17 protein-coding genes are annotated in these 21,656 nt (G+C 40.8%); 10 read left to right on the forward strand and 7 right to left on the reverse strand.

Annotated features, from left to right (window positions below):
- Positions 1-207: 207 nt before the first annotated feature.
- Positions 208-3,654 carry a PAS domain-containing hybrid sensor histidine kinase/response regulator gene (locus tag PTUN_RS03655; RefSeq protein ID WP_009838345.1) on the reverse strand — a complete coding sequence of 1,149 codons (3,447 nt, stop codon included), beginning with the start codon at positions 3,652-3,654 and terminating at the stop codon, positions 208-210.
- Between the two features lie 411 nt (positions 3,655-4,065).
- Here PTUN_RS03655 and PTUN_RS03660 point away from each other — a divergent pair, with 411 nt between their 5' ends.
- From PTUN_RS03660 to PTUN_RS03680, 5 genes are all read left to right on the forward strand, one after another.
- Positions 4,066-4,329: a DUF4212 domain-containing protein gene (locus PTUN_RS03660; protein ID WP_009838346.1), complete on the forward strand. Its 264-nt coding sequence runs from the start codon at positions 4,066-4,068 to the stop codon at positions 4,327-4,329.
- An 11-nt stretch (positions 4,330-4,340) separates the two neighbouring features.
- Positions 4,341-6,065 carry a sodium:solute symporter family protein gene (locus PTUN_RS03665; protein ID WP_009838347.1) on the forward strand — a complete coding sequence of 575 codons (1,725 nt, stop codon included), beginning with the start codon at positions 4,341-4,343 and terminating at the stop codon, positions 6,063-6,065.
- Between the two features lie 98 nt (positions 6,066-6,163).
- Positions 6,164-8,002: a DUF294 nucleotidyltransferase-like domain-containing protein gene (locus PTUN_RS03670; protein WP_009838348.1), complete on the forward strand. Its 1,839-nt coding sequence runs from the start codon at positions 6,164-6,166 to the stop codon at positions 8,000-8,002.
- A 109-nt stretch (positions 8,003-8,111) separates the two neighbouring features.
- On the forward strand, positions 8,112-8,744 hold the full coding sequence (locus tag PTUN_RS03675) for a 3'-5' exonuclease (RefSeq protein WP_009838349.1): 633 nt from the start codon (positions 8,112-8,114) through the stop codon (positions 8,742-8,744).
- 122 nt (positions 8,745-8,866) lie between these two features.
- Positions 8,867-11,092: a S46 family peptidase gene (locus PTUN_RS03680; RefSeq protein WP_009838350.1), complete on the forward strand. Its 2,226-nt coding sequence runs from the start codon at positions 8,867-8,869 to the stop codon at positions 11,090-11,092.
- Positions 11,093-11,174: 82 nt separating this feature from the next.
- On the opposite strand, the gene PTUN_RS03685 is transcribed toward PTUN_RS03680, so the two are convergent.
- Positions 11,175-12,356: a sensor domain-containing diguanylate cyclase gene (locus PTUN_RS03685; protein WP_009838351.1), complete on the reverse strand. Its 1,182-nt coding sequence runs from the start codon at positions 12,354-12,356 to the stop codon at positions 11,175-11,177.
- A gap of 200 nt (positions 12,357-12,556) precedes the next feature.
- Between PTUN_RS03685 and PTUN_RS03690 the strand changes: the two genes are divergently transcribed.
- The 4 genes from PTUN_RS03690 (at position 12,557) to metH (ending at position 17,559) form a co-directional block, all read left to right on the forward strand.
- Positions 12,557-12,829 (forward strand): Rdx family protein, encoded by a 273-nt coding sequence (locus PTUN_RS03690; protein ID WP_040643823.1) that lies wholly within the window; start codon positions 12,557-12,559, stop codon positions 12,827-12,829.
- 87 nt (positions 12,830-12,916) lie between these two features.
- Positions 12,917-13,864, forward strand: coding sequence for a homoserine O-succinyltransferase (locus tag PTUN_RS03695; protein ID WP_009838353.1), 948 nt, complete (start codon positions 12,917-12,919; stop codon positions 13,862-13,864).
- Positions 13,854-14,915, forward strand: a complete 1,062-nt coding sequence (locus PTUN_RS03700) for a homocysteine S-methyltransferase family protein (protein ID WP_009838354.1) — start codon at positions 13,854-13,856, stop codon at positions 14,913-14,915. Before PTUN_RS03695 ends, PTUN_RS03700 begins: the two co-directional genes overlap by 11 nt.
- 10 nt (positions 14,916-14,925) lie before the next feature.
- Positions 14,926-17,559: a methionine synthase gene (gene metH / locus PTUN_RS03705; protein WP_009838355.1), complete on the forward strand. Its 2,634-nt coding sequence runs from the start codon at positions 14,926-14,928 to the stop codon at positions 17,557-17,559.
- Between the two features lie 157 nt (positions 17,560-17,716).
- Here the strand turns inward: metH and PTUN_RS03710 are convergent, their stop codons facing one another.
- The 5 genes from PTUN_RS03710 to PTUN_RS03730 are packed head-to-tail and all read right to left on the reverse strand — an operon-like array spanning position 17,717 to position 20,606.
- Complete coding sequence (locus PTUN_RS03710) at positions 17,717-18,166, reverse strand: DUF4426 domain-containing protein (protein ID WP_009838356.1); 450 nt, start codon at positions 18,164-18,166, stop codon at positions 17,717-17,719.
- Between the two features lie 26 nt (positions 18,167-18,192).
- Positions 18,193-18,498, reverse strand: coding sequence for a DUF167 family protein YggU (gene yggU / locus PTUN_RS03715; protein ID WP_009838357.1), 306 nt, complete (start codon positions 18,496-18,498; stop codon positions 18,193-18,195).
- Entirely contained in the window at positions 18,498-19,031 is a 534-nt protein-coding gene (locus tag PTUN_RS03720) for a YggT family protein (RefSeq protein ID WP_009838358.1), read from the reverse strand. Before PTUN_RS03720 ends, yggU begins: the two co-directional genes overlap by 1 nt.
- Positions 19,032-19,040: 9 nt before the next feature.
- Positions 19,041-19,859: a pyrroline-5-carboxylate reductase gene (gene proC, locus PTUN_RS03725; protein ID WP_009838359.1), complete on the reverse strand. Its 819-nt coding sequence runs from the start codon at positions 19,857-19,859 to the stop codon at positions 19,041-19,043.
- Between the two features lie 12 nt (positions 19,860-19,871).
- The gene (locus PTUN_RS03730) at positions 19,872-20,606 is read right to left on the reverse strand and encodes a YggS family pyridoxal phosphate-dependent enzyme (RefSeq protein ID WP_009838360.1); all 735 of its coding nucleotides are present in this window, start codon (positions 20,604-20,606) and stop codon (positions 19,872-19,874) included.
- Here PTUN_RS03730 and PTUN_RS03735 point away from each other — a divergent pair.
- On the forward strand, positions 20,605-21,654 hold the full coding sequence (locus PTUN_RS03735; protein ID WP_009838361.1) for a type IV pilus twitching motility protein PilT: 1,050 nt from the start codon (positions 20,605-20,607) through the stop codon (positions 21,652-21,654). The two genes, PTUN_RS03730 and PTUN_RS03735, sit on opposite strands and share 2 nt — an antisense overlap.
- The last annotated feature ends 2 nt before the right edge of the window (positions 21,655-21,656 follow it).

The following is a 21,656-nucleotide window of genomic DNA, read 5'->3' on the forward strand; positions in this document are numbered from 1 at the left end:
TGAGTCGTATTGTTGCCATTATTTATTGCACAAATAGGTGCATTAATATGTACCTAAGCTGTTAATTTAAAAAACATTTTAGGTACATATTTGTTTGTTAAATACAGTTTAATTATTTTTAAATCTTTTGCACTAAATAACTAACAAAAAAAATAAAATAATACTTTAGTATTAACTCTTAGCGTTAAGTATTTAACATCCACTCTATTAGCGACTGTTATGATTTAACAGTGCTTTAAGCTTAGCAGGTTTTATCGGTTTGCTAAGATAATGAATGTTTTGTTCTTTTAGCTGTTGTTTTAGTGCTTGATCACGCACTGCTGTAATTAAAATAGCTGGAACCGATTTTTGCCAGATTTCACGTAAAGTTTTTATTAAAGTAATACCGTCACATTGTTCTGACAGTTGATAATCCATTAAAATGACATCGGGGGCTGCGCACTGTTGCGCATGATTCAAGCAATTTGCCACAGTTGAAAAAGCCTGATGGCGCACGCCCCATTTAGTTAATAATGTCGCCATTGCGATTAAATTATCTTCATCGTCATCAACCATAATGACATTGAGCGTTTCGCGCTGCTCAGAAAGCACAGCATTGATATCTTTAGCTTGAATTTTGTCTTGTAGACCCAGAGGTACTTCAATACTAAAACAGCTACCTTTATTTAATTCAGAATTGAGCTCTAGAGGGAGTGATAGCATGTCGGCCATTCGTTTAACTACACCTAAACCTAAGCCAACCCCTTTGTTATCGCTTTTACCTATGCGATAAAAATCATTAAAAATCCGTTGTTGTTCATATTCAGAAATGCCTGGTCCGGTATCCCAAACGGCAATGACTAAGTGCAATCCACGCTTACGACAGGCCACCAGTACTTTGCCTTGCTCGGTATATTTAACCGCATTTGATACTAGGTTTTGAATAATACGTCGTAAATAAGTGGTATCGGTATGAACAATGGCATTGCACTCTTTAATTTTTAAAATTAAGCCTTTGTTTTTCGCCAAAATCGAATATTCGTTGGCTAATGGCGTTAAAATATCAGCAATCGCAAAATGTCGCGGGCTGGGAGTCATTGCTCCTTGTTCGAGTTTGGCTATCTCTAATAACGCAGACATTAAATGTACGGTTGAATCTAAACTATCTCCTAATTTGTTGAAAGCGCTTTGATTTTGCGCACTAAGCTCTTGTTCATCGATGGCTGCTAAATAGAGTCTGGCAGCGTTAAGCGGTTGCAAAATATCGTGACTTGCCAAGGCTAAAAAGCGGGTTTTACTTTCATTGGCTTTTTCGGCTTCTTGCTTTGCTTGGTTTAAGGCTTGCTCTGTTTGTTCTCGTTTTACTATTTGCGCCTCTAAACTGGCGTTTATTGCTCTAATTTGCTGGGTTCGTGCTTCAATACGGTTTTCAAGATCAATATTGATTTCTTCCAACGCATCTTGGGTTTCAATGTGACTCGTAATATCAGAAAAACACGTTACAAACCCACCGCCAGGAAGAGGATTTCCTATCATTTCAATTACCTGCCCATTCTTTCGTTTGCGGGTGAAATGATGTGGTGTACCGTTACGCAAATGTTGAACTCGTTTTTGGACTTGATCTTCAAATTCGCCTTCGCCACAGTCACCTTTACCAACATTAAAGCGAATGACCTCTTCAATCGGTTGGCCAGATTCTAGAAAATTTTCTGGATATTCAAACATCTCAAAATAGCGTTTATTCCAAGCAACGAGTTTTAAATCCTTATCAACCACAGAAATACCGTGGCTAAGGTTCTCAAGCGAGGTATAGAGTAGATTTTGGTTAAATTGCAGTGCCTGTGTGGTCTCATCAAAAAAGTTAACCACTTCTTCAAAGGCCATTTGTTTACCCGATACCACTGCGCCAATAATTGCACGAGCAGAAGAGGCGCCGAGCACTCCAGCGAGCGATCGTTCGCAGTAATCAACAAAGTCACCACTTGGAATAGTATTGTCGTCCCCAATGTCATGTTGCATGGCAAAGTGCACAATGATTTGTTTAGCACGTTCGATACCTAAAAAAGTTTGTAGCAGCACCTTGAGATCGTAAACTGTCGCTTTGATTTGTTTATTGCTGCGTTTGGTAAATTCATGTTGTTCTTTAGGATTTACAAATGCAGCGGCTTGAATCTTATCAACTAAGCGCTCATGTGCGCCTAGACTAAAGCTGATATAACAAATGATATTGGCAAAAAGTGCGATAAATGTGCCTTGAGTCATTACACTTTGTTGAAGCGTTGCTGTGCCATTTGGAATACCTTGAATAACGGGGATCATTAAAAACAATAACCAGCAAATAAAACCTGCCATAAGCCCGGCATAAACGCCGTAAGCATGACCTTTACGCCAATATAAACCACCGACGATTGCTGGCAGCAGTTGTGTCACTAATGAAAATGCGACTAAACCCATGCTCGCAAGCGCAGATTGATCACCAAACATTTGTTGGTAAAGATAAGAAAGTGCCAAAATTGCAGCAATAGTGATACGCCTGACAAATAAAATACGGCGTTTGTAACTGCTGGTAATTAAGTTACGGCGAAACTTGCGTCGGAGCATTAAAGGCAGCAAGACATCATTTGAGATCATGGTACTTAGGGTTAAGGTTGCAACAACAATCATCGCGGTGGCGGCAGAGAGCCCACCAACAAAGACAAATGTTGCGAGTACATCAAATCCTTGATTTAAAGGCAGTGCTAAAACAAAACTGTCGGCACTGGCGACAGAACCGATTTCAGGATGCATGGCAGCGCCTGCAATTGGGATAATTACCCCAGCAGTTAGTAATAAATACAAAGGAAACGCCCAACGTGCGGTTTTTAGGTGTCCAACGTCATGGTTATCAACAACGGTGACGTGAAATTGGCGAGGTAAACAAATGATAGCGGCAGCGGCCATCAGGGATTGACCAATAAAATTAAAACTAAAAAAATCGTTACTATGCCAATGAGTAAACATATCTGGATGATCAAAGATGCTAAGAAAGTCAGTCTGTTCTTGGTTTAAAACGTAAATAGAGAGTGCCGCAACCGAGATTAAAGCTAACAATTTAATCAGTGACTCAAAGGCAATTGCAAGCATTAAACCTGAGCGATATTCAGTAACATCGACTTTGCGAGTACCAAAAAAAATCGCAAATAATGCCATGGCCAATGTGCCAAAAAAAGCGAGTAACGTGCCAGATATACCATCATTATGCTGCAATAAAACAAAACTTGTGCTGAGTGCTTTAAGTTGAAGCGCAATGTAAGGAATGGTAGCAAAAAGGGCGATTAACGTAACTAAAATAGCGGTGAATTGACGTTTACCATAGCGGGCAGATATAAAATCAGCAATGGTGGTGATGTTTTGTTTTTTACTCACTAACACCAGTTTACGTAAAAACCGTTGACCAAAAATAAACAATAAAGCGGGACCAAGTAAAATGGGTAAGTAGCTCCAGCCATGATTAGACGCAGTTCCAACAGCACCATAAAACGTCCATGAGGTGCAATAAATACCAAGCGCAAGGGAGTAAACAAAAGGATGGCGCGTAATTTGTGTCGCGCGAATAGTATTTTTATCTCCCCAATTAGCCAGCCAAAACAACACTCCGATATAGCTAAGTGCCACAAAAATCAATGCGATGGTCATGAGATTCAATTCTTATTTTATTTGTGACCAAACTTTAGCATGACTTTAATTACAAGTGTCAATTGAACCTGCTTGAGCTAAATTCAACTTACATCAGGTACAAGGCTAATATTTTGATATTTAAGTGCTTTTTCCTTCAGGGTGTAAGGTGCTGCGAATTGTAAGACTAATGTCTTATTGGATTAAAAATAGCTTTTTCAGCTTTAAATAGCTCAGATATTTTACCTACCTTTCTTTTTTATTTCATGTAGTTAACGAAATTTACATTTTGGTTAACCTTTACGTAAACTGGGAGGTTAACCGATTGTTACGACTAAGGTCTCAATTTCAACAGCCTTTTGCATTGCTAGAGTCAATGGTGACGATTAATACAGTTATCACTCATGTGATTGGTAATGTAAGGGGATATAAATGGCTTTTAAAAATGAAGAACAAGCAAAAGCATATTGGTCAGAAAATCTGTCACTGATGTTTAAGCTGTTAATAGTGTGGTTTGTTGTTTCGTTTGGTTTTGGCATCTTATTAGTAGATGTGCTAAATGAAGTGCGCTTTTTTGGCTTTAAACTGGGCTTTTGGTTTTCACAACAAGGGTCAATTTACACTTTTGTGGCTTTGATTTTTTTCTATGTATTCAAAATGAATGCATTAGATAAAAAATACGGCGTTGACGAATAAGGAATTAGATGATGGATGTAACTACTCTCACTTTTATAATTGTCGGCGCTACCTTTGCGTTGTACATCGGGATTGCGATTTGGGCCCGAGCCGGATCAACAAAAGAATTCTACGTTGCCGGCGGTGGTGTACCACCTTTAGCCAATGGTATGGCAACAGCAGCTGACTGGATGAGTGCAGCGTCATTTATTTCGATGGCAGGTATTATTTCGTTTGCAGGTTACGACGGTGGTGTGTATCTGATGGGGTGGACAGGTGGTTATGTATTATTAGCCCTCTGTTTAGCACCTTACTTACGTAAGTTTGGTAAATTTACCGTACCTGATTTTATCGGTGATCGTTATTACTCTCAAACGGCACGTACCGTTGCGGTGATTTGTGCAATCTTCATTTGTTTTACTTATATTGCAGGCCAAATGCGTGGTGTAGGTGTAGTGTTCTCTCGTTTCTTAGAAGTTGAAATTGAAACGGGTGTTTACATTGGTATGGTGATTGTTTTCTTCTACGCAGTGTTGGGCGGCATGAAAGGCATTACCTATACTCAAGTTGCGCAGTATTGTGTATTAGTATTTGCTTATTTAGTTCCTGCAATTTTCATCTCTTTAATGATGACAGGTCACGTATTACCACAAACTGGTTTTGGTGCAACATTGAGTGATGGCTCAGGTGTGTATCTTCTTGATAAACTGGATGGTTTAAGTGCTGAGCTTGGTTTTGCACAATATACCGAAGGCTCAAAAAGCATGATTGATATTTTTGCTATCACGGGCGCGTTAATGGTCGGTACTGCGGGTTTACCACATGTAATTGTTCGTTTTTTCACTGTACCACGAGTTAAAGATACGCGTATTTCAGCCGCTTGGACGTTAGTCTTCATTGCGATTGTTTATACAACAGCGCCTGCGGTTGCATCGTTTGCCCGTGTAAACATGATTGATACAATTAATGGTAAAGATGGCAGTGGTACTGTGTATGCTGATGCGCCTGCTTGGGTGAAAAACTGGGAACGTACAGGCTTAATTAAATTTGATGATAAAAACGGTGATGGAAAAATGTCTTACTCTGCGGGTAAGATGACAGATCCTAACTCGAAAAATGAAGTAGAAATAGATCGCGACATCATGGTATTGGCAAATCCTGAAATTGCAGATTTACCAGCGTGGGTTGTGGCATTAGTTGCTGCTGGTGGTATTGCAGCTGCGTTATCAACCACCGCAGGTTTGTTACTAGTTATTTCAACTTCGGTATCGCACGATTTATTAAAACGGACTTTTAAACCAAATATTACTGATAAACAAGAGCTACTCGCGGCGCGTTTAGCAGCAATGGTGGCCATTGTGGTGTCAGCTTACTTTGGTATTAATCCGCCTGGTTTTGTGGCTTCGGTGGTGGCGTTTGCCTTCGGCTTAGCGGCAGCGAGTTTCTTCCCTGCGATTATTATGGGGATTTTCTCAAAATCCATGAACAAAGAAGGCGCAATTGCCGGTATGGTATCGGGTATTACGTTTACAGCAGGTTATATCATTTACTTCAAATTCATCAGCCCAGAGCTTAACTCTCCGGTTAACTGGTTATTTGGAATTTCGCCAGAAGGTATCGGCTTAATTGGTATGATAGTGAATTTTGTAGTGGCGGTTGCGGTACTAAAAGTAACAACTGGTACACCTATTGAAGTTCAAGAAATGGTTGAAAGTATTCGTAACCCTAAAGGTTCTGAAGCAGCTCACGACCACTAGTTCAATAAGTGATAGAGATAAAGCTCGACTATGGTCGAGCTTTTTTTTTCGCAGTTATTGCGTACAGTGTTTAGTGACACAACCGATAGGTAATAGACATGACCATAGAGCAAAAAGAGTTACTTCGATTTATTGTCGCCCAAGCGCCGTTTACAGAATTAGCCCCTGCGGCAGCTGAGTATTTTGTTGCTCATTTGCAAGTTGTCTACATCAGCCGCGAAAATCAACATCAGTGGCTAAATACCGCAGAACCAAACCTATACCTTATTCGCTCAGGTTCTTTTGATTTAATTGAGCCGAGTGGCGAACTAGTGGCCCGTTTGTCTGAAGGGGAATACTTTGGTTTTCCCTCGTTATTAACCGGCGATGAAATAAAAAACCGCTTACAAGTTCAAACCGATGGCATTGTTTATTTGCTCAATCAAGAGAGTTTTGATTTTTTACGTCATCAATACAAAGGGTTTGAACAATATTTTGTCCGAGCTCATGCTAATCGTTTGTTATCGTCTCACTATAAAACTCGCGCCGATAATTGGTCTGAGCGTCGCATTTCGCAAGTGATGCATAAAGGTGCGGTCACGCTTTCACCCGACGCCAGTATTAGGCAAACTGCAAAAAAAATGAGCCAGCACGGAGTCTCATCGATTATGGTGATGGAAAACGATCGCCTCGTTGGTGTAGTGACTGACCGTGATTTACGTAACCGTGTTTTGGCGACTGAAATTGACCCAAAAGAATCTGTCAGTTTAATAATGAGCGCCAAACCGAAATATATATTTGAAAACAATCGAGTCTTTTCTGCACTGCATTTAATGCTGCGTCATAATATTCATCACTTACCTGTGCTTGATGAGAACCATAAACCACTAGGCATGCTCACCAGCACTGATTTATTACGCCAACAAAAATCCGACCCAGTTCAATTAATTGGCCGCATTTATAAAGCGGCTACCGTGGCTGAAGTAAAACGTTATGCCTTTGAAATTCCTGAATTACTGCTCGGTTTTTCGAATAAAGTTGAAGATATTAGCTTAATGGGTAAGTTGCTCAGCGGCATTACCGATGCACTGACGTCTCGGCTTATTTATTTATATCAAGAAGATTTTGGTGCAGCGCCAACGCCTTTTAGCTGGATTTGTTTTGGCTCACAAGCGCGTGAAGAGCAAACTTTGCATTCAGATCAAGATAATGGCTTGTTGTTACCCGATGAAATAACCCCAGCACAATACGACTACTTTGCTGCAATGGGCCGTTTTGTCTGTGAGCATTTAACACTTTGCGGCATTGCTAAATGCCCGGGTAATATTATGGCCAGCGAGCCACAATGTTGTTTATCACTTTCTCATTGGCTCGCTAAATTTTCTCATTGGATCAAAAGTCCTTCTCCGAGCGCCATTTTAAATTGCAAAATATTTTTTGATTTACGTTTTGTTGAAGGCTCAAGTGAGTTGTACAAAAACTTTAATCAAAAACTGACCGATATGAGTAAAGACCAAATATTTTTTGCCTCTATGGCCACTGATATTAATAACAACTCAGTGCCGATTGGGTTGTTTAATCAATTCAAATTAGAGCAAACGGAGCAAAAGCATAAATACCTTGATTTAAAAAAGCGCGGCGTAGTGATCATTAACGATATTGTCCGCCTGTATGCTTTAAATAGTGGTGTGAGAGCTGCTAATACGGTTGAGCGAGTTGATGCTTTAGTCAAAATACTTCCTCACAATAAAAAGGATTTGTACGACTTAAAAGACTGCTGGCGATTTTTAACGCAGTTGCGCTTACGCAGCCAAATTAACCAAGAAGGATTACCAAGTAATTGTATTAACCCTGAAGCCCTGACATCGCTTGAGAAACATCAGCTTAAAGAGGCTTTTTATTTAGTGAAACAAGCTCAGCAAGCGGCGGCGTTTAAATTTGCCCGTGGCAGTTTGTAATGTGATAACCCGTTAGAAATCAAACAGGGGATGGTTTGATTAGATTGAATTTTTAGCTAGGTCGTTTCGATGATTTACCTAGCACTTTAGAAGGAAGGCGATTTTGACAATGTTGAACGCATTAAAACGTTTTTTCGGCATTAAAATTGAGCAACAAGAAGCTTTAGCGCAAAACTGTTATCGCGCTAAATATTTAGTGATTGATTTAGAGCTTACAGGGCTTGATCCGAAAGTAGATGAAATAGTCTCATTGGCTTGGTTACCCATTGAAGAACAACGCATTATTGTTGGGCGCAGTGAGCATTTTATTAACTGTGAAGTAAATGAGTTAAAACAAAGCCCAATTTTTCATGGTATTGACCGTTTTGCGGTTAAAGGTGGGGTGCCTTTGCGCCAAGCATTACTGGAGCTACAACCGTTATTGGATGATCATGTATTAGTTTTTCATAATGCAGAACTCGACTGGGCGTTTTTAAAGGCGGCATTTCAAAACGCCAATTTATTACTTAGCTCATCGGTAATGCTCGATACCATGAAAATAGAATACAAGCGCTTAATGAATCAAGGGCATGAAATAGCGAGCGATGACTTAAATTTAGCTCGGTGTCGCAGTCGTTATCAACTACCTGAATATTTGACGCATAATGCCCTCACTGATGCGCTGGCAACGGCGGAGCTTTTTTTAGCTCAGCTGAACCAAATTGCAGGAGCGAAAGGCTTAACGCTTAAACATTTAGTGTAAATGTATTGAAGATAATTTTGATTGGGTGATTAGTCGTTTAAAATGGCAAATTAAACGTGAGAGGCTTTTATCTTTGGGGTGAAATCGTTAGTATTTGGCCACCATAATAAGAGCAGAACACCATGAAAAAATTATCTTTATTAACACTGGCTGTCTTAGCCACAAGCGCTTTTGCTGACGAAGGCCAATGGCAGCCGCACCAATTAGCCGATTTACAAGCCGAATTCACCCGAGTCGGTATTGAACTGCCCGCTAAACAAGTGGCGCAACTTGATCAATATCCGCTTAATGCAGTTGTTGGATTAGGTTACTGCTCTGCTTCTTTTGTTTCGCCACAAGGCTTGGTAGTGACAAATCATCACTGTGCATACGGCGCCATTCAAAATAATTCAACTGCACAAAAAAACTTAATCACTGAAGGTTTTTTAGCTAAAAACTTTGAACAAGAATTACCCGCAGGCCCACAAGAGCGTTTATACATCACAGAACAAGTAACTGATGTAACCGATAACGTTATTGGTACACTCAGTGCCGATTTAACCGGTAAAGCGCGCTATGATGCGATTGAAAATAACCGTAAACAGCTTATTGGTGAGTGTGAATCCGACGCTAATTATCGCTGTGTTGTGCGCTCGTTCCATCATGGTATGGAATATTTCATGATTAAGCAGTTGATGATCAAAGATGTGCGTTTAGTGTATGCACCGTCAGAAGCGATTGGTAACTACGGTGGCGATATTGATAATTACGAATACCCACGTCATACCGGTGATTTTAGCTTCGTTCGAGCTTATGTAAATAAAGAGGGTAAACCGGCTGAGTATTCTAAAGATAACGTACCTTATCAACCAAAAAGCTGGTTAAAAGTATCAGGTTCAGGTGTAAAACAAGGTGATGGTATTATCTTAGCCGGATATCCAGGCAGTACCTCGCGTTATCGTTTAACGGATGAAATAGTCTATGCCAACGATGTTGCTTATCCACTTGAAGTTGAAACTTATAATTTATTTATTGATACGGTTGAACGCGCTACCGAAAATAATCCTGAAGCAGCAGTAAAATATGCATCTCGGGTAAAAAGCACTAATAACCGTCTGAAAAAACGTTTAGGGTTATTAGACGGTTTTAAAGTTACTGATATTGCAGCAATTAAAGCTGAGCAAGAAGCGCAATTACTTGCTTGGATGAAAGCTGATATCAGCCGCGCAGAGTATTTAGCCAGTTATGATCAATTAAAATCATTACTGTTAAAAATGCAGGGCACTCAAAGCCAAGATTTATTGTATAGCTATGCTCAAAACTCTGATTTATTAGGCGCAGCGAGTCGTTTATACCGCTTAGCTAAAGAAAGCGAAAAGCCTAACGCTGCTCGTAAGATAGGCTATCAAGAACGTGACTTAAAAATGATTGAGTCGGGTTTAAAGCGTACTCAAACTAAATTTGATAGCGATGTTGATGCCAAAGTTTGGCAAGCCTTCTTGGCGTTATATTTAACGCAAAGTGAGCAATCGCGTATTAGCGCATTTGATGCGGCGCTTGGTTTAAATCCGTCGATGGATGAGGCTGCTTTGGCGGCGCTTATTAAACCGTATTATGCCGATACTGCGCTTAATACGATTGATGGTCGTTTAGCGTGGATGGGTAAGTCGGTTGCAGAGTTTGAGCAATCGAACGATCCATTTATTAAACTTGCGGTTGCACTGTATCAAACTAATTTAAAACGCGAAGAAGAATCTGATGAACTAAGTGGCTTGTTAGCGCAAGCGCGTCCACAGTTTATGAAATCAATAATCGCTTATAATCGCGAGCAAGGACGCCCAGTTTACCCAGATGCAAATGGTACATTGCGTGTTACTTATGGCTCGGTTGATGGTTATCCTGCGGCTGATGGGGTATATAAAACACCATTTACTTCTGTGCGTGGCTTAATTGCTAAAAATACCAATACAGTGCCATTTAATGCGCCAGCTAATTTAGTGGCAGCTTATAACAATAAACAGTATGGTGATTTTTATTACCAGACTTTAGATGCTACACCAGAACAAGGCTGGTTATGTTCGTTAGTGGGCTGCGAGCAACCAAAAGTCTCTGAGTTTAATTCTATTCCAGTTAACTTTTTAAGTAGCGCAGATACAACCGGCGGAAACTCAGGTTCACCGGTTATGAATGGTCGCGGAGAATTAGTTGGGTTAAACTTTGATTCAACGTATGAATCAATCACTAAAGATTGGTACTTTAATGCCAAAATTACTCGTGCTATCCATGTTGATATTCGTTATATCTTGTGGCTAATGAGTGAGGTTGATAATGCAGAAAACTTATTAGCAGAGATGGATGTGGTTAAATAATCTTCTTTAAGCTTTTGATAAGTTAATAAAATAAAAACGCTTTACCCTTTGGGATAAAGCGTTTTTTGTTGTCTTCATAAAACTAAGGATGGAAAACTTTAAAGCAGCCTTTGCCGTTGTTTTTAGCTTCGTATAACGCCGAGTCGGCATGGGAAATAAGCACCTCACCGACTTCAGTGGCAAGGGTAGTGAATGCAATGCCAATACTTATACCGCAGTGTACGGTTTGTTTTTCGTTGATATAAATAGGTTGTTGCATATCATCAATAATGCGACCTGCAATTTGGCAGAGCTCATTTTCATCAAGCGGTTGGTCGATTACAACAACAAACTCATCCCCGCCAATACGAGCAACTAAATCATAGCGTCGCATCGCTTTAATTAAGCGCTTACTTACTTCTACTAGTACAAGATCACCAGCATGATGTCCATAAGTATCATTTACGGGTTTAAAGCCATCTAGGTCTAAATACAATAAATAAACATAAGATGGTTGGCGCTCAATACGTGCAGAAATTCGAGCGAGTTCATTAAATAAAGATTTGCGGTTGGCTAAGCCCGTTAAGTTGTCATGGGTTGAATCAAACTCAAGTAAAGCCTGTAATTGTTTTCGTTGTTCAATTTCATGCTGTAAATTTAAGAGGCTTTTTTGTAATTCTTGAGTGCGTTTATCAACTTCATCTTCGAGTTCATTTTGGTATTCGGCCAAGCGTTGATTGGCATCAAAGAGTGCTTGTTGATTGTTAAAGGCATCGAGTGCTGAGGCGATAATGTGGCTAATGGTAAATAAAATATCAACGATCACACCTGAGTATTCATCTTCGCGTCGATAGGATTGAATAATAAAAGCACCTAAAAAACTGTCTCTATTTTTTAATGGAAAACATAGCCATTGTTTTGGCAAAGAGCCAAGTACTTTAATTGTGCCTGCTTGTGTGAGTTCAAGTAATTGGCTTTGATTAAAATTACAGACATTTTGCTGCGCTAATGCGTAGTAAGTTAATGTGCTGCTTAAATCAGCAAGTGCAATGCCGTTAAGTTCATCGGCGTCAAAGTCATCTTTGACATCATGAAAATAAGGAAAGGTTAACCGTTTATCTTCACCTAACAAAACGACATAAAAGTTGTCGGCATAAGTCACCTTTTGCAAAATACAATGAATATCTAGCAAAAAACGATGGATAGAATCACTACTGTTTAAGCATGCGACAATATCCGTCATCCGTTCTAAAACGCCAGTTTCGTTAAGGCTAACCTGAGGCATTTAATTTCCTTGTGTAATCGTGCTTTCATAAAAGATAGCTTGAGGTACTCAAAATGCCTACTTTTTGCTTATATTCGCTTACTTTTTGAATCTGATACGGCTAAAAATAGCGCTTGTTATTCAGTGGTTATTGGTCTTATTTTTTATGTTTAGTCTGTGGTTTAGATTAAAATGATGCATGCTAACAATGAGGTAAACCCATGAAACCAACAATTACTATTCATTATTGTGTACTGTGCCAATGGATGTTACGTGCGTCGTGGCTTGCACAAGAGTTGCTCAGTACTTTTAGTGATGAGCTTGAACAAGTGGCATTAAAACCTGCGAGTAAAGGCATCTTTAAAATTTATTACAACGACATTCAAATTTGGTGCCGAGTTGAAGATGAGGGGTTTCCTGAAGCTAAAATACTAAAACGTCGGGTCCGCGATATTTTGGATCCTGAGCGAGATTTAGGTCATGTAGACAAGTGAGTTTAGACATCTAAACATCTAGAGCTTGAAATTTCCAGATATCTAGTCATAATTGCCACTTGTTGTTTGCTAAGTTGAGAATGAAATATGCCAATTACTGTCCTTGATGAACTGCCTGCGATTGCACAATTACGCAATGAAAATGTGTTTGTGATGCCAAAAAGTCGCGCTCAAACCCAAGAAATTCGACCTATGCAGTTGGCTATCTTAAATTTGATGCCCAACAAAGTTGAGACAGAAGTGCAGTTTATTCGCCTATTGGCTAACTCTCCTTTGCAAGTTAATGTTGATTTACTGCGCCTTGATACTCACCGCAGTAAAAACACATCAGAACAACATCTTGATACTTTTTATCGTTATTTCTCTGAAATTAAGCAAAATAACTACGATGCTTTGATTATTACAGGTGCGCCTTTAGCGCATTTAGAGTTTGAAGACGTGGCCTATTGGCAAGAGCTGACCACTATTTTTGATTGGGCAGAGCAGCATGTAACCTCAACGTTGTTTTCGTGTTGGGCTGCGCATGCTGCACTTTATTACCATTATGGATTAAAGCGAAAACTGCGCCAAGACAAGCTTTGTGGGGTGTTTAAGCATCAATGTTTCTTTGAACATGCGGCACTTACTCGTGGTTTTGACGATGACTTTTTAGTGCCTCACTCTCGTTATGGCCATATCGATTTAGTTGATATTGAACCAATTGAAGAGCTTGCGATACTTGCGGGTTCTGAGCGTGTTGGTGCCTATTTATTAAAAAACACCAGCGGCAGCCAAGTGTATATTACAGGCCATCCTGAATATGACGCTCATATCTTAAAAGGGGAGTATATTCGCGATTGCGCTAAGGGCCCTAACGCACCTAAGCCTGAAAATTATTTCATCGATGATAACCCCGATAGCAAGCCATCAAAAACATGGCAGAGCCATGCCTTTTTATTGTTTTCAAATTGGCTCAATTATTACGTGTATCAGACCACTCCGTATGATATTAACTTAGTTAGCCAAGATGTAAGGACTAACAACTATGCCGAATAAAGATAAATCAGCTCAGCTTAAAGCTGCGTTGCAACAGCGTATTTTAATTTTAGATGGCGCCATGGGCACCATGATCCAGCAGCATAAATTAGAAGAAGAAGATTACCGTGGTGAGCGATTTGCTGACTGGCACATTTTAATTAAAGGCAATAATGATTTATTGACCTTAACTCAACCAGAGATCATTGCAAAAATCCATCGTGATTATTTACTGGCCGGTGCTGACATCATCGAAACCAATACCTTTAACTCGACTACTATTTCGATGGAAGATTATGAAATGGGGCATTTAAGTCGAGAGATTAATCTGGAATCGGCCAAATTAGCGCGTAAAGTCTGTGATGAAATCGAAGCGCTTGACCCAAGTCGACCGCGTTATGTTGCTGGTGTGCTTGGCCCAACGTCAAAAACCTGCTCAATTTCACCGGATGTAAATGACCCCGGTTTTCGAAATGTGACGTTTGATGCCTTGGTGGCTGCATATGTTGAGTCGACGCTTGCGTTAATGGAAGGCGGTGCAGACATTATTTTGATTGAAACTATTTTTGATACTCTAAATTCTAAAGCAGCGTCGTTTGCAGTTGAAGAAGCATTTGAGCAAGCAGGGCGCACTTTGCCAGTAATGATTTCAGGCACTATTACCGATGCGTCGGGCCGGACTTTATCGGGCCAAACGACTGAAGCATTTTATAACTCAATTCGCCACATTAAACCGATTGCTATCGGTTTAAACTGCGCCTTGGGCCCAGATTTACTGCGCCAATATGTTGAAGAATTATCGCGCGTTTGTGAAACCTATACCTCAGTGCATCCTAATGCAGGTTTACCTAATGAATTTGGTGAATACGATTTAGAAGCACCAGAAATGGCCGCTGAAATTATTGATTGGGGTAAAACAGGATTTATTAATATTGTTGGTGGCTGTTGTGGCACCACACCTTTACATATCAAGGCATTTGCTGATGGTTTAGCAAATGTACCTCCTCGTCCATTACCAGAGCTTGAAGTCAGGATGCGCTTATCTGGTTTAGAAGCGTGCAATCTGAACTAAGGTCACTGTTATGAGTAAAAAAATATCGGTTTTCACCAATGTCGGTGAACGTACAAACGTAACAGGTTCGGCCAAGTTTAAACGTTTGATCATGGATGAAGACTACGAAGCCGCACTGAGTGTAGCCCGTGAGCAAGTTGAAAATGGCGCGCAAATTATCGATATCAACATGGATGAAGCCATGTTGGATTCGAAAGCGGCAATGGTAAAATTTTTAAATCTAATTGCCTCTGAGCCTGATATCTCTCGTGTGCCTATTATGGTCGACTCATCGAAATGGGACGTCATTGAAGCGGGATTAAAATGCATTCAGGGTAAGGCAATCGTTAACTCTATCTCGTTAAAAGAAGGTGAAGAGCCGTTTATTCGCCAAGCTAAGTTGATTAAACGCTACGGTGCAGCTGCGGTAGTGATGGCGTTTGATGAAACCGGCCAGGCTGAAACAGCAGATCGCAAATTCTCAATATGTGAACGCTCTTATCGATTACTCGTTGATAAAATTGGCTTTCCACCAGAAGATATTATTTTCGATCCAAATATTTTTGCAGTTGCAACTGGAATTGAAGAACACGATAACTACGCGGTTGAATTTATTGAAGGTACCCGTCGCATCAAAGCAGGTTTACCTCATTGTAAAGTCTCGGGTGGGGTGTCGAACGTTTCCTTTTCGTTTCGTGGTAATGACCCTGTGCGTGAAGCAATTCATTCGGTGTTTTTATATCATGCCATTAAAGCAGGCATGGATATGGGCATTGTTAATGCCGGTCAATTGGCTGTGTATGATGATATTCCCGCAGAGCTACGCCAAGCCGTTGAAGACGTAGTACTTAATAAAGACCCAGGTGCCGGTGAGCGGCTGGTGGAACTTGCGCCAAAATATTCAGGCATGGCACAAGCTGAACGAGTTGAAGATTTACTGTGGCGTAGCTGGCCTGTTGCTAAGCGTTTAGAGCATGCGCTTGTTAAAGGAATTACTGATTACATCGAAGAAGATACCGAAGAATGTCGCCAAGGTTTTGCCCGCCCAATCGAAGTAATTGAAGGGCCGCTGATGGACGGCATGAATGTGGTCGGTGATTTATTTGGTGAAGGTAAAATGTTTTTACCCCAAGTGGTTAAATCGGCGCGGGTGATGAAACGCGCGGTGGCTTACTTAAATCCATATATCGATGCCTTAAAAGAAGTGGGCGCCACAAACGGTAAAATCGTGATGGCAACCGTGAAAGGCGACGTGCATGATATTGGTAAAAATATCGTGGGCGTGGTATTGCAATGTAATAACTATGACGTGATTGATTTGGGCGTGATGGTGCCTGCGGATAAAATTTTACAAACCGCCATTGATGAAAAAGCCGATGCAATTGGCTTATCGGGTTTAATTACCCCATCACTGGATGAAATGGTCCATGTTGCCAAAGAAATGACTCGACGCGGTTTTACCATTCCATTGTTGATTGGTGGTGCAACGACCTCAAAAGCCCATACCGCAGTCAAAATTGAACCGCAGTACGACAAGGGCGTGATTTATGTCAATAACGCCAGCCGTGCGGTAGGCGTGGTATCGGCATTACTAAGTGATACGCAAAAACCTGAATTTATTGAACGTACTAAAAAAGAATACGTAGTAGTTCGCGACCAGCAAGCGCGTAAACGCCCACGCTCTCGTGCGGTTACTATTGAACAAGCCCGTGCAAACGGCGCACAATTAGATTGGCAAAACTACACGCCGCCAGTGCCTAAAAAACTCGGTGTGACAGAGTTTAAAAATGTTTCTATTGCCACACTTCGCCAATATATCGATTGGACGCCGTATTTTATGACGTGGTCAATCGCTGGGAAGTATCCGCGTATTTTGCATGACGAAATCGTGGGGGAGCAAGCGCAAAGCCTATTTGCTGATGCCAATGCCATGCTTGATGAGTTTGAAAAATCAGGTGCACTACAACCTTTAGGGGTCATTGGTTTATTCCCTGCTAATCGGGTTGGTGATGACATTGAGATTTATACCGATGAAACCCGTACCGAAGTAATGGCCTTGTCGTGCCATTTACGCCAGCAAACGGAAAAAACAGACTTTGCTAACTACTGTTTAGCTGATTACATCGCACCAAAAGGAATACCTGATTATTTTGGCGCGTTTGCGGTAACCGGTGGTCTTGAAGAAGATGATTTAGCGCAAGCGTTTGATGATCAACAAGATGATTATAATAAAATCATGGTTAAAGCAGTGGCCGATCGGTTAGCTGAGGCATTTGCCGAATATTTACATCAGCAAGTGCGTAAAGAATATTGGGGTTATGCGCCCGATGAAAGTTTAAGCAATGAAGAGTTAATTCGCGAAAATTACCAAGGTATTCGTCCTGCACCGGGTTATCCTGCGTGTCCTGAACATACTGAGAAAAAGAAAATTTGGCAGCTGCTTGATACGCAATCACGCATTGGTATGGCGCTGACAAGTTCTTATGCTATGTGGCCAGGCGCTGCGGTATCTGGCTGGTATTTCTCGCATCCAGAGGCAAAATATTACGCGGTTGCGACCATTCAACAAGACCAGGTTGCCGACTACGCTAAGCGAACCAACATGACGCTCACTGAAGCCGAGCGTTGGTTATCACCTAATTTAGGGTATGAACCACAACAATAGTGACACCTTGCTATTAGATACTTTAAAGCCAGCACTCAGTTGCTGGCTTTTTACTAGAAGCTGGTTAGTTTATCTGAGCTGTTAAAGGGTCAGATTCATGAGTTTTTACATTGGTTTTTAGATAAAAGCAGCTCATTGCTGAACTGCTTCAAAGTGATTAATCGACGTAGAATTTTTGCTGAAATGTTAATTGCTGAATTTGTCTGTCTTGCTGTAAATCTATTTCAAAGCGATAAACTTCTTCGTTGTAGAATTTAATCGGCGCAAGATAATAAACGGCGTCACCTTCAACGACCTCTTTAAATTCTAGATCTATTGTATTACCAAGGAGATTACGGGCTTTACCCTTGATGGTAACGCGCTGAGCTACTTTGTCTTTTGTGCGGCTATCAAGTACCGAAATATTAACAACACCAGTAAACTTACTGCGTTCTAAGCCATAGCTTTTTGCAATGTTTGGTTGTAAGAATGTCGATGGAAAAGCAATGTAATGCACTTCCCAATCGCCTAAGTTTTTAAATTGTCCACCTTGATCTTCAGCTTGGCTAGCAAGTGAAAATGCCAGTAAAAGAAAGCTACTACACAAGGTTAAAAAACGGGTAAACATAAAATGTCCTTTTGTTTATTAAGTAATTAGAGCTTTGGCGAGTTGGCTATTAACGTGCTAATCGCTATGGGGATGTACTCAGGTTTGCTGATCTGTACTTCTTTGTGGCGACCTTGAAGTCCTTTTTTAATGCAAACTTGGTTTTTAGCCACTTTGCATTGTTTCGCCAAAAACTTAATTAAATGACTGTTTGCTTGGCCATCGACCGGTGGTGCGGTGATGGCCACTTTAAGCTCGTTGCCATGTAAGCCAATAAATTTATCCTGACTTGCTTTAGGTTGAACATAAAGCCTAAGCGTTAGGATTTCGGCTTGCCAAGCAACAGCGTTCATTAACGAATTAAATCCATAAATAAAATTTGTAGAAATTGTAAGCCAATAATTAGCACCAAGATGGAGAGGTCTAACCCGCCTAGCGGTGGCAAAATTTTACGGATTGGGCGACACATAGGCTCGGTTAATTGATGAAATACCGCTTCAATTGGATTATTGCCTTGGCTGACCCAGCTTAAAATAGCCCGTAAAATTAATACCCAAAAAACTAGGTTAAATGCTTCTTTTAATAATGTTAGCGCGCCTAAAATTACAGCGTTAACAGGATCAAATTGAGCTGAAAACAACAACATCACCGTGCTTATTTTTGCAAATGCAATAATAAATGCCAGTACTAAACTGGCCAAGTCAACGCCACCTAAACCCGGAATAATGCGGCGTAATGGGTTAACTAACGGTGCGGTGGCTTTAATAACAAACTGACTTAAAGGATTGTAAAAATCTGCTTTGACCAGCTGTAACCAAAAACGTAGCAATACCACCATTAAAAATAAATCAAAAACAATTTCGACTAAAAATTGGAATGCATTCATAACTAAGCCTTAAAGTTCGGTTTCCATTTGCTCTGCGCGGGCGATACACGCATCCATCGCATCGGCAACAGTTTGGGTTAAATTGTGTTGTTGAAAATGTGCAATCGCTTGGGCGGTTGTGCCTCCTTTTGATGTCACGTTATTACGCAGCTCACTGATTTCGATGCTTTGGCTTTCGACCATTTGCGCAGCGCCCATCGCAGTTTGTTGCACTAATAATCGCGCTTGTTCTGGGGTAAATCCTAAGGCTTTAGCTTTGCTTTCTATTGCTTCCATAAACAAAAAGAAATAAGCCGGAGATGAGCCGGTTACTGCAATAATATCGTTGATTTGTGACTCTTGCTCTAACCACATTACAATACCTGTGCTGCTGAAAATCTCTGTGACTGTGCTATTTTCAGCATCACTAGTACCTGCTGAAAACAAACCAGAAACCCCTTTGCCCAGCAAAGATGGGGTATTGGGCATACAACGAATAAGCTTAACGTCACTGCGTAGCATTTCACGTAAACGTTTAACAGTAATGCCTGCTGCAACAGATACAAACACCTTATTGCTATAATCGATGCCAGAATTAGCAAATGTTTGGCAAAGCTCAGCCATCATTTGCGGTTTAACCGATAGTACTATGATGTCGGCTTGTGCAAGGGCGATTAAATTGTCGGTTTGGGTTTGTACACCAAAGTCGCTGGCGACTTTATCAAGTTTGGTTTGGTTGCGATTAGTGGCAATAATCTGTGAGGCATTAAAGCCATTTTTAATCATACCTCCGATAATGGCATAGCTCATATTACCGGTGCCAATAAATGCAATGTTTGTTTGAGACATAGTAAACCTTAATTAGTGTTGTTCTACAGGGTACTCGCGCGCACCAAAAATATCAGTACCAATTCTAACCATGGTTGAGCCTGCTGCAATGGCAGCCTCAACGTCAGCGCTCATTCCCATAGATAAAGTATCTATAGAGGGATATTGGGCTTTAAGTGTATCAAAGCAAGTTTTTAATTGACTAAAGCTTGCGATGAGTTGCGCTTGGTCATCGCTTGGTGCAGGAATAGCCATTAAGCCGCGTAAGACTAATTGTTTGCTTTGGCTAATGTGTGCGCTAAGTGCGGCCACATCAGCTAAGTTGCAACCTGACTTGCTTTGCTCACCAGAAATATTCACTTGAATAAGTACATTTAATGGCGGTAAGTTAGTTGGGCGCTGTTGATTAAGTCGTTCTGCAATTTTAGGGCGTTCAATACTTTGCACCCAAGAAAAATGCTCAGCAATGGCTTTGGTTTTGTTTGATTGAATAGGGCCAATAAAGTGCCACTCAATGTCGTTAAATGGGATTTGTTGGATTTTTTCTACCGCTTCTTGGACATAAGATTCGCCAAATTTTCGGTGTCCAGCGTGATAAGCATCTATGATTAGCTGTGCTGGTTTGGTTTTACTCACCGCCAGCAAGCTCACGCTTTTGGCTGGTTTTTGATGATTTTTTTCGGCTTGGGCAATTCTAGCGTATGCGGAATTAAGTCGTTCTGCTATTGTAACCATATAATTATCAGATAGTTGTGGAGTTTTAGTCATGGATATTACCGAATTACTCGCTTTTAGTGTGCAACATAAGGCGTCCGATTTACATTTATCGTCGGGTGTCTCACCTATGATCCGAGTTGATGGTGATGTACGGCGCATAAATATTCCAGTCCTCGAAGCCAAAGACGTCAATGGACTGGTCTATGACATTATGAATGATAAACAGCGTAAAGAATACGAAGAAAATCTGGAGTGTGACTTTTCATTCGAAGTCCCCAATCTAGCACGTTTTCGTGTCAATGCCTTTAATTCTAACCGTGGTCCTGCTGCGGTATTTCGTACCATTCCAAGTGATATATTATCGCTAGATGATTTAGGTGCGCCGGATATTTTTAAAACCATTTCAGATAATCCTCGGGGTTTGGTATTAGTGACGGGGCCTACGGGTTCGGGTAAATCGACCACTTTAGCTGCTATGGTTGATTATATTAATCGTAATAAACATCATCATATTTTAACCATTGAAGACCCTATCGAGTTTGTGCATCAAAATAAGTTATGCCTAATTAACCAACGTGAAGTGCATCGCGATACCAAAAGTTTTAGTGCGGCTCTTCGAAGCGCATTACGTGAAGATCCTGATGTGATTCTAGTCGGTGAGTTACGTGACCTTGAAACCATTCGCCTTGCCATGACAGCGGCAGAAACGGGTCACTTAGTATTTGGCACCTTGCATACCACCTCAGCGCCTAAAACCATTGACCGTATTATCGACGTTTTTCCAGGCGAAGAAAAAGATATGGTAAGGTCGATGTTATCTGAGTCGTTGCGGGCTGTTATTTCCCAAACCTTATTGAAGAAAATTAGTGGTGGGCGAGTCGCAGCCCATGAAATCATGATCGGTGTACCGGCCATTCGAAATTTAATTCGTGAAGATAAGATTGCGCAAATGTATTCGACTATTCAAACCGGTGCGTCGCATGGGATGCAAACTATGGATCAATGTTTAATGAATTTGCTTAATCGCGGCATTATCAGTCAATCACAAGCGCAGTCAAAAGCTCACGATAAAGCGCAATTTGGCGGTACAGGAAATTAATC

Source organism: Pseudoalteromonas tunicata, from assembly GCF_002310815.1.
GTDB lineage: Bacteria > Pseudomonadota > Gammaproteobacteria > Enterobacterales > Alteromonadaceae > Pseudoalteromonas > Pseudoalteromonas tunicata.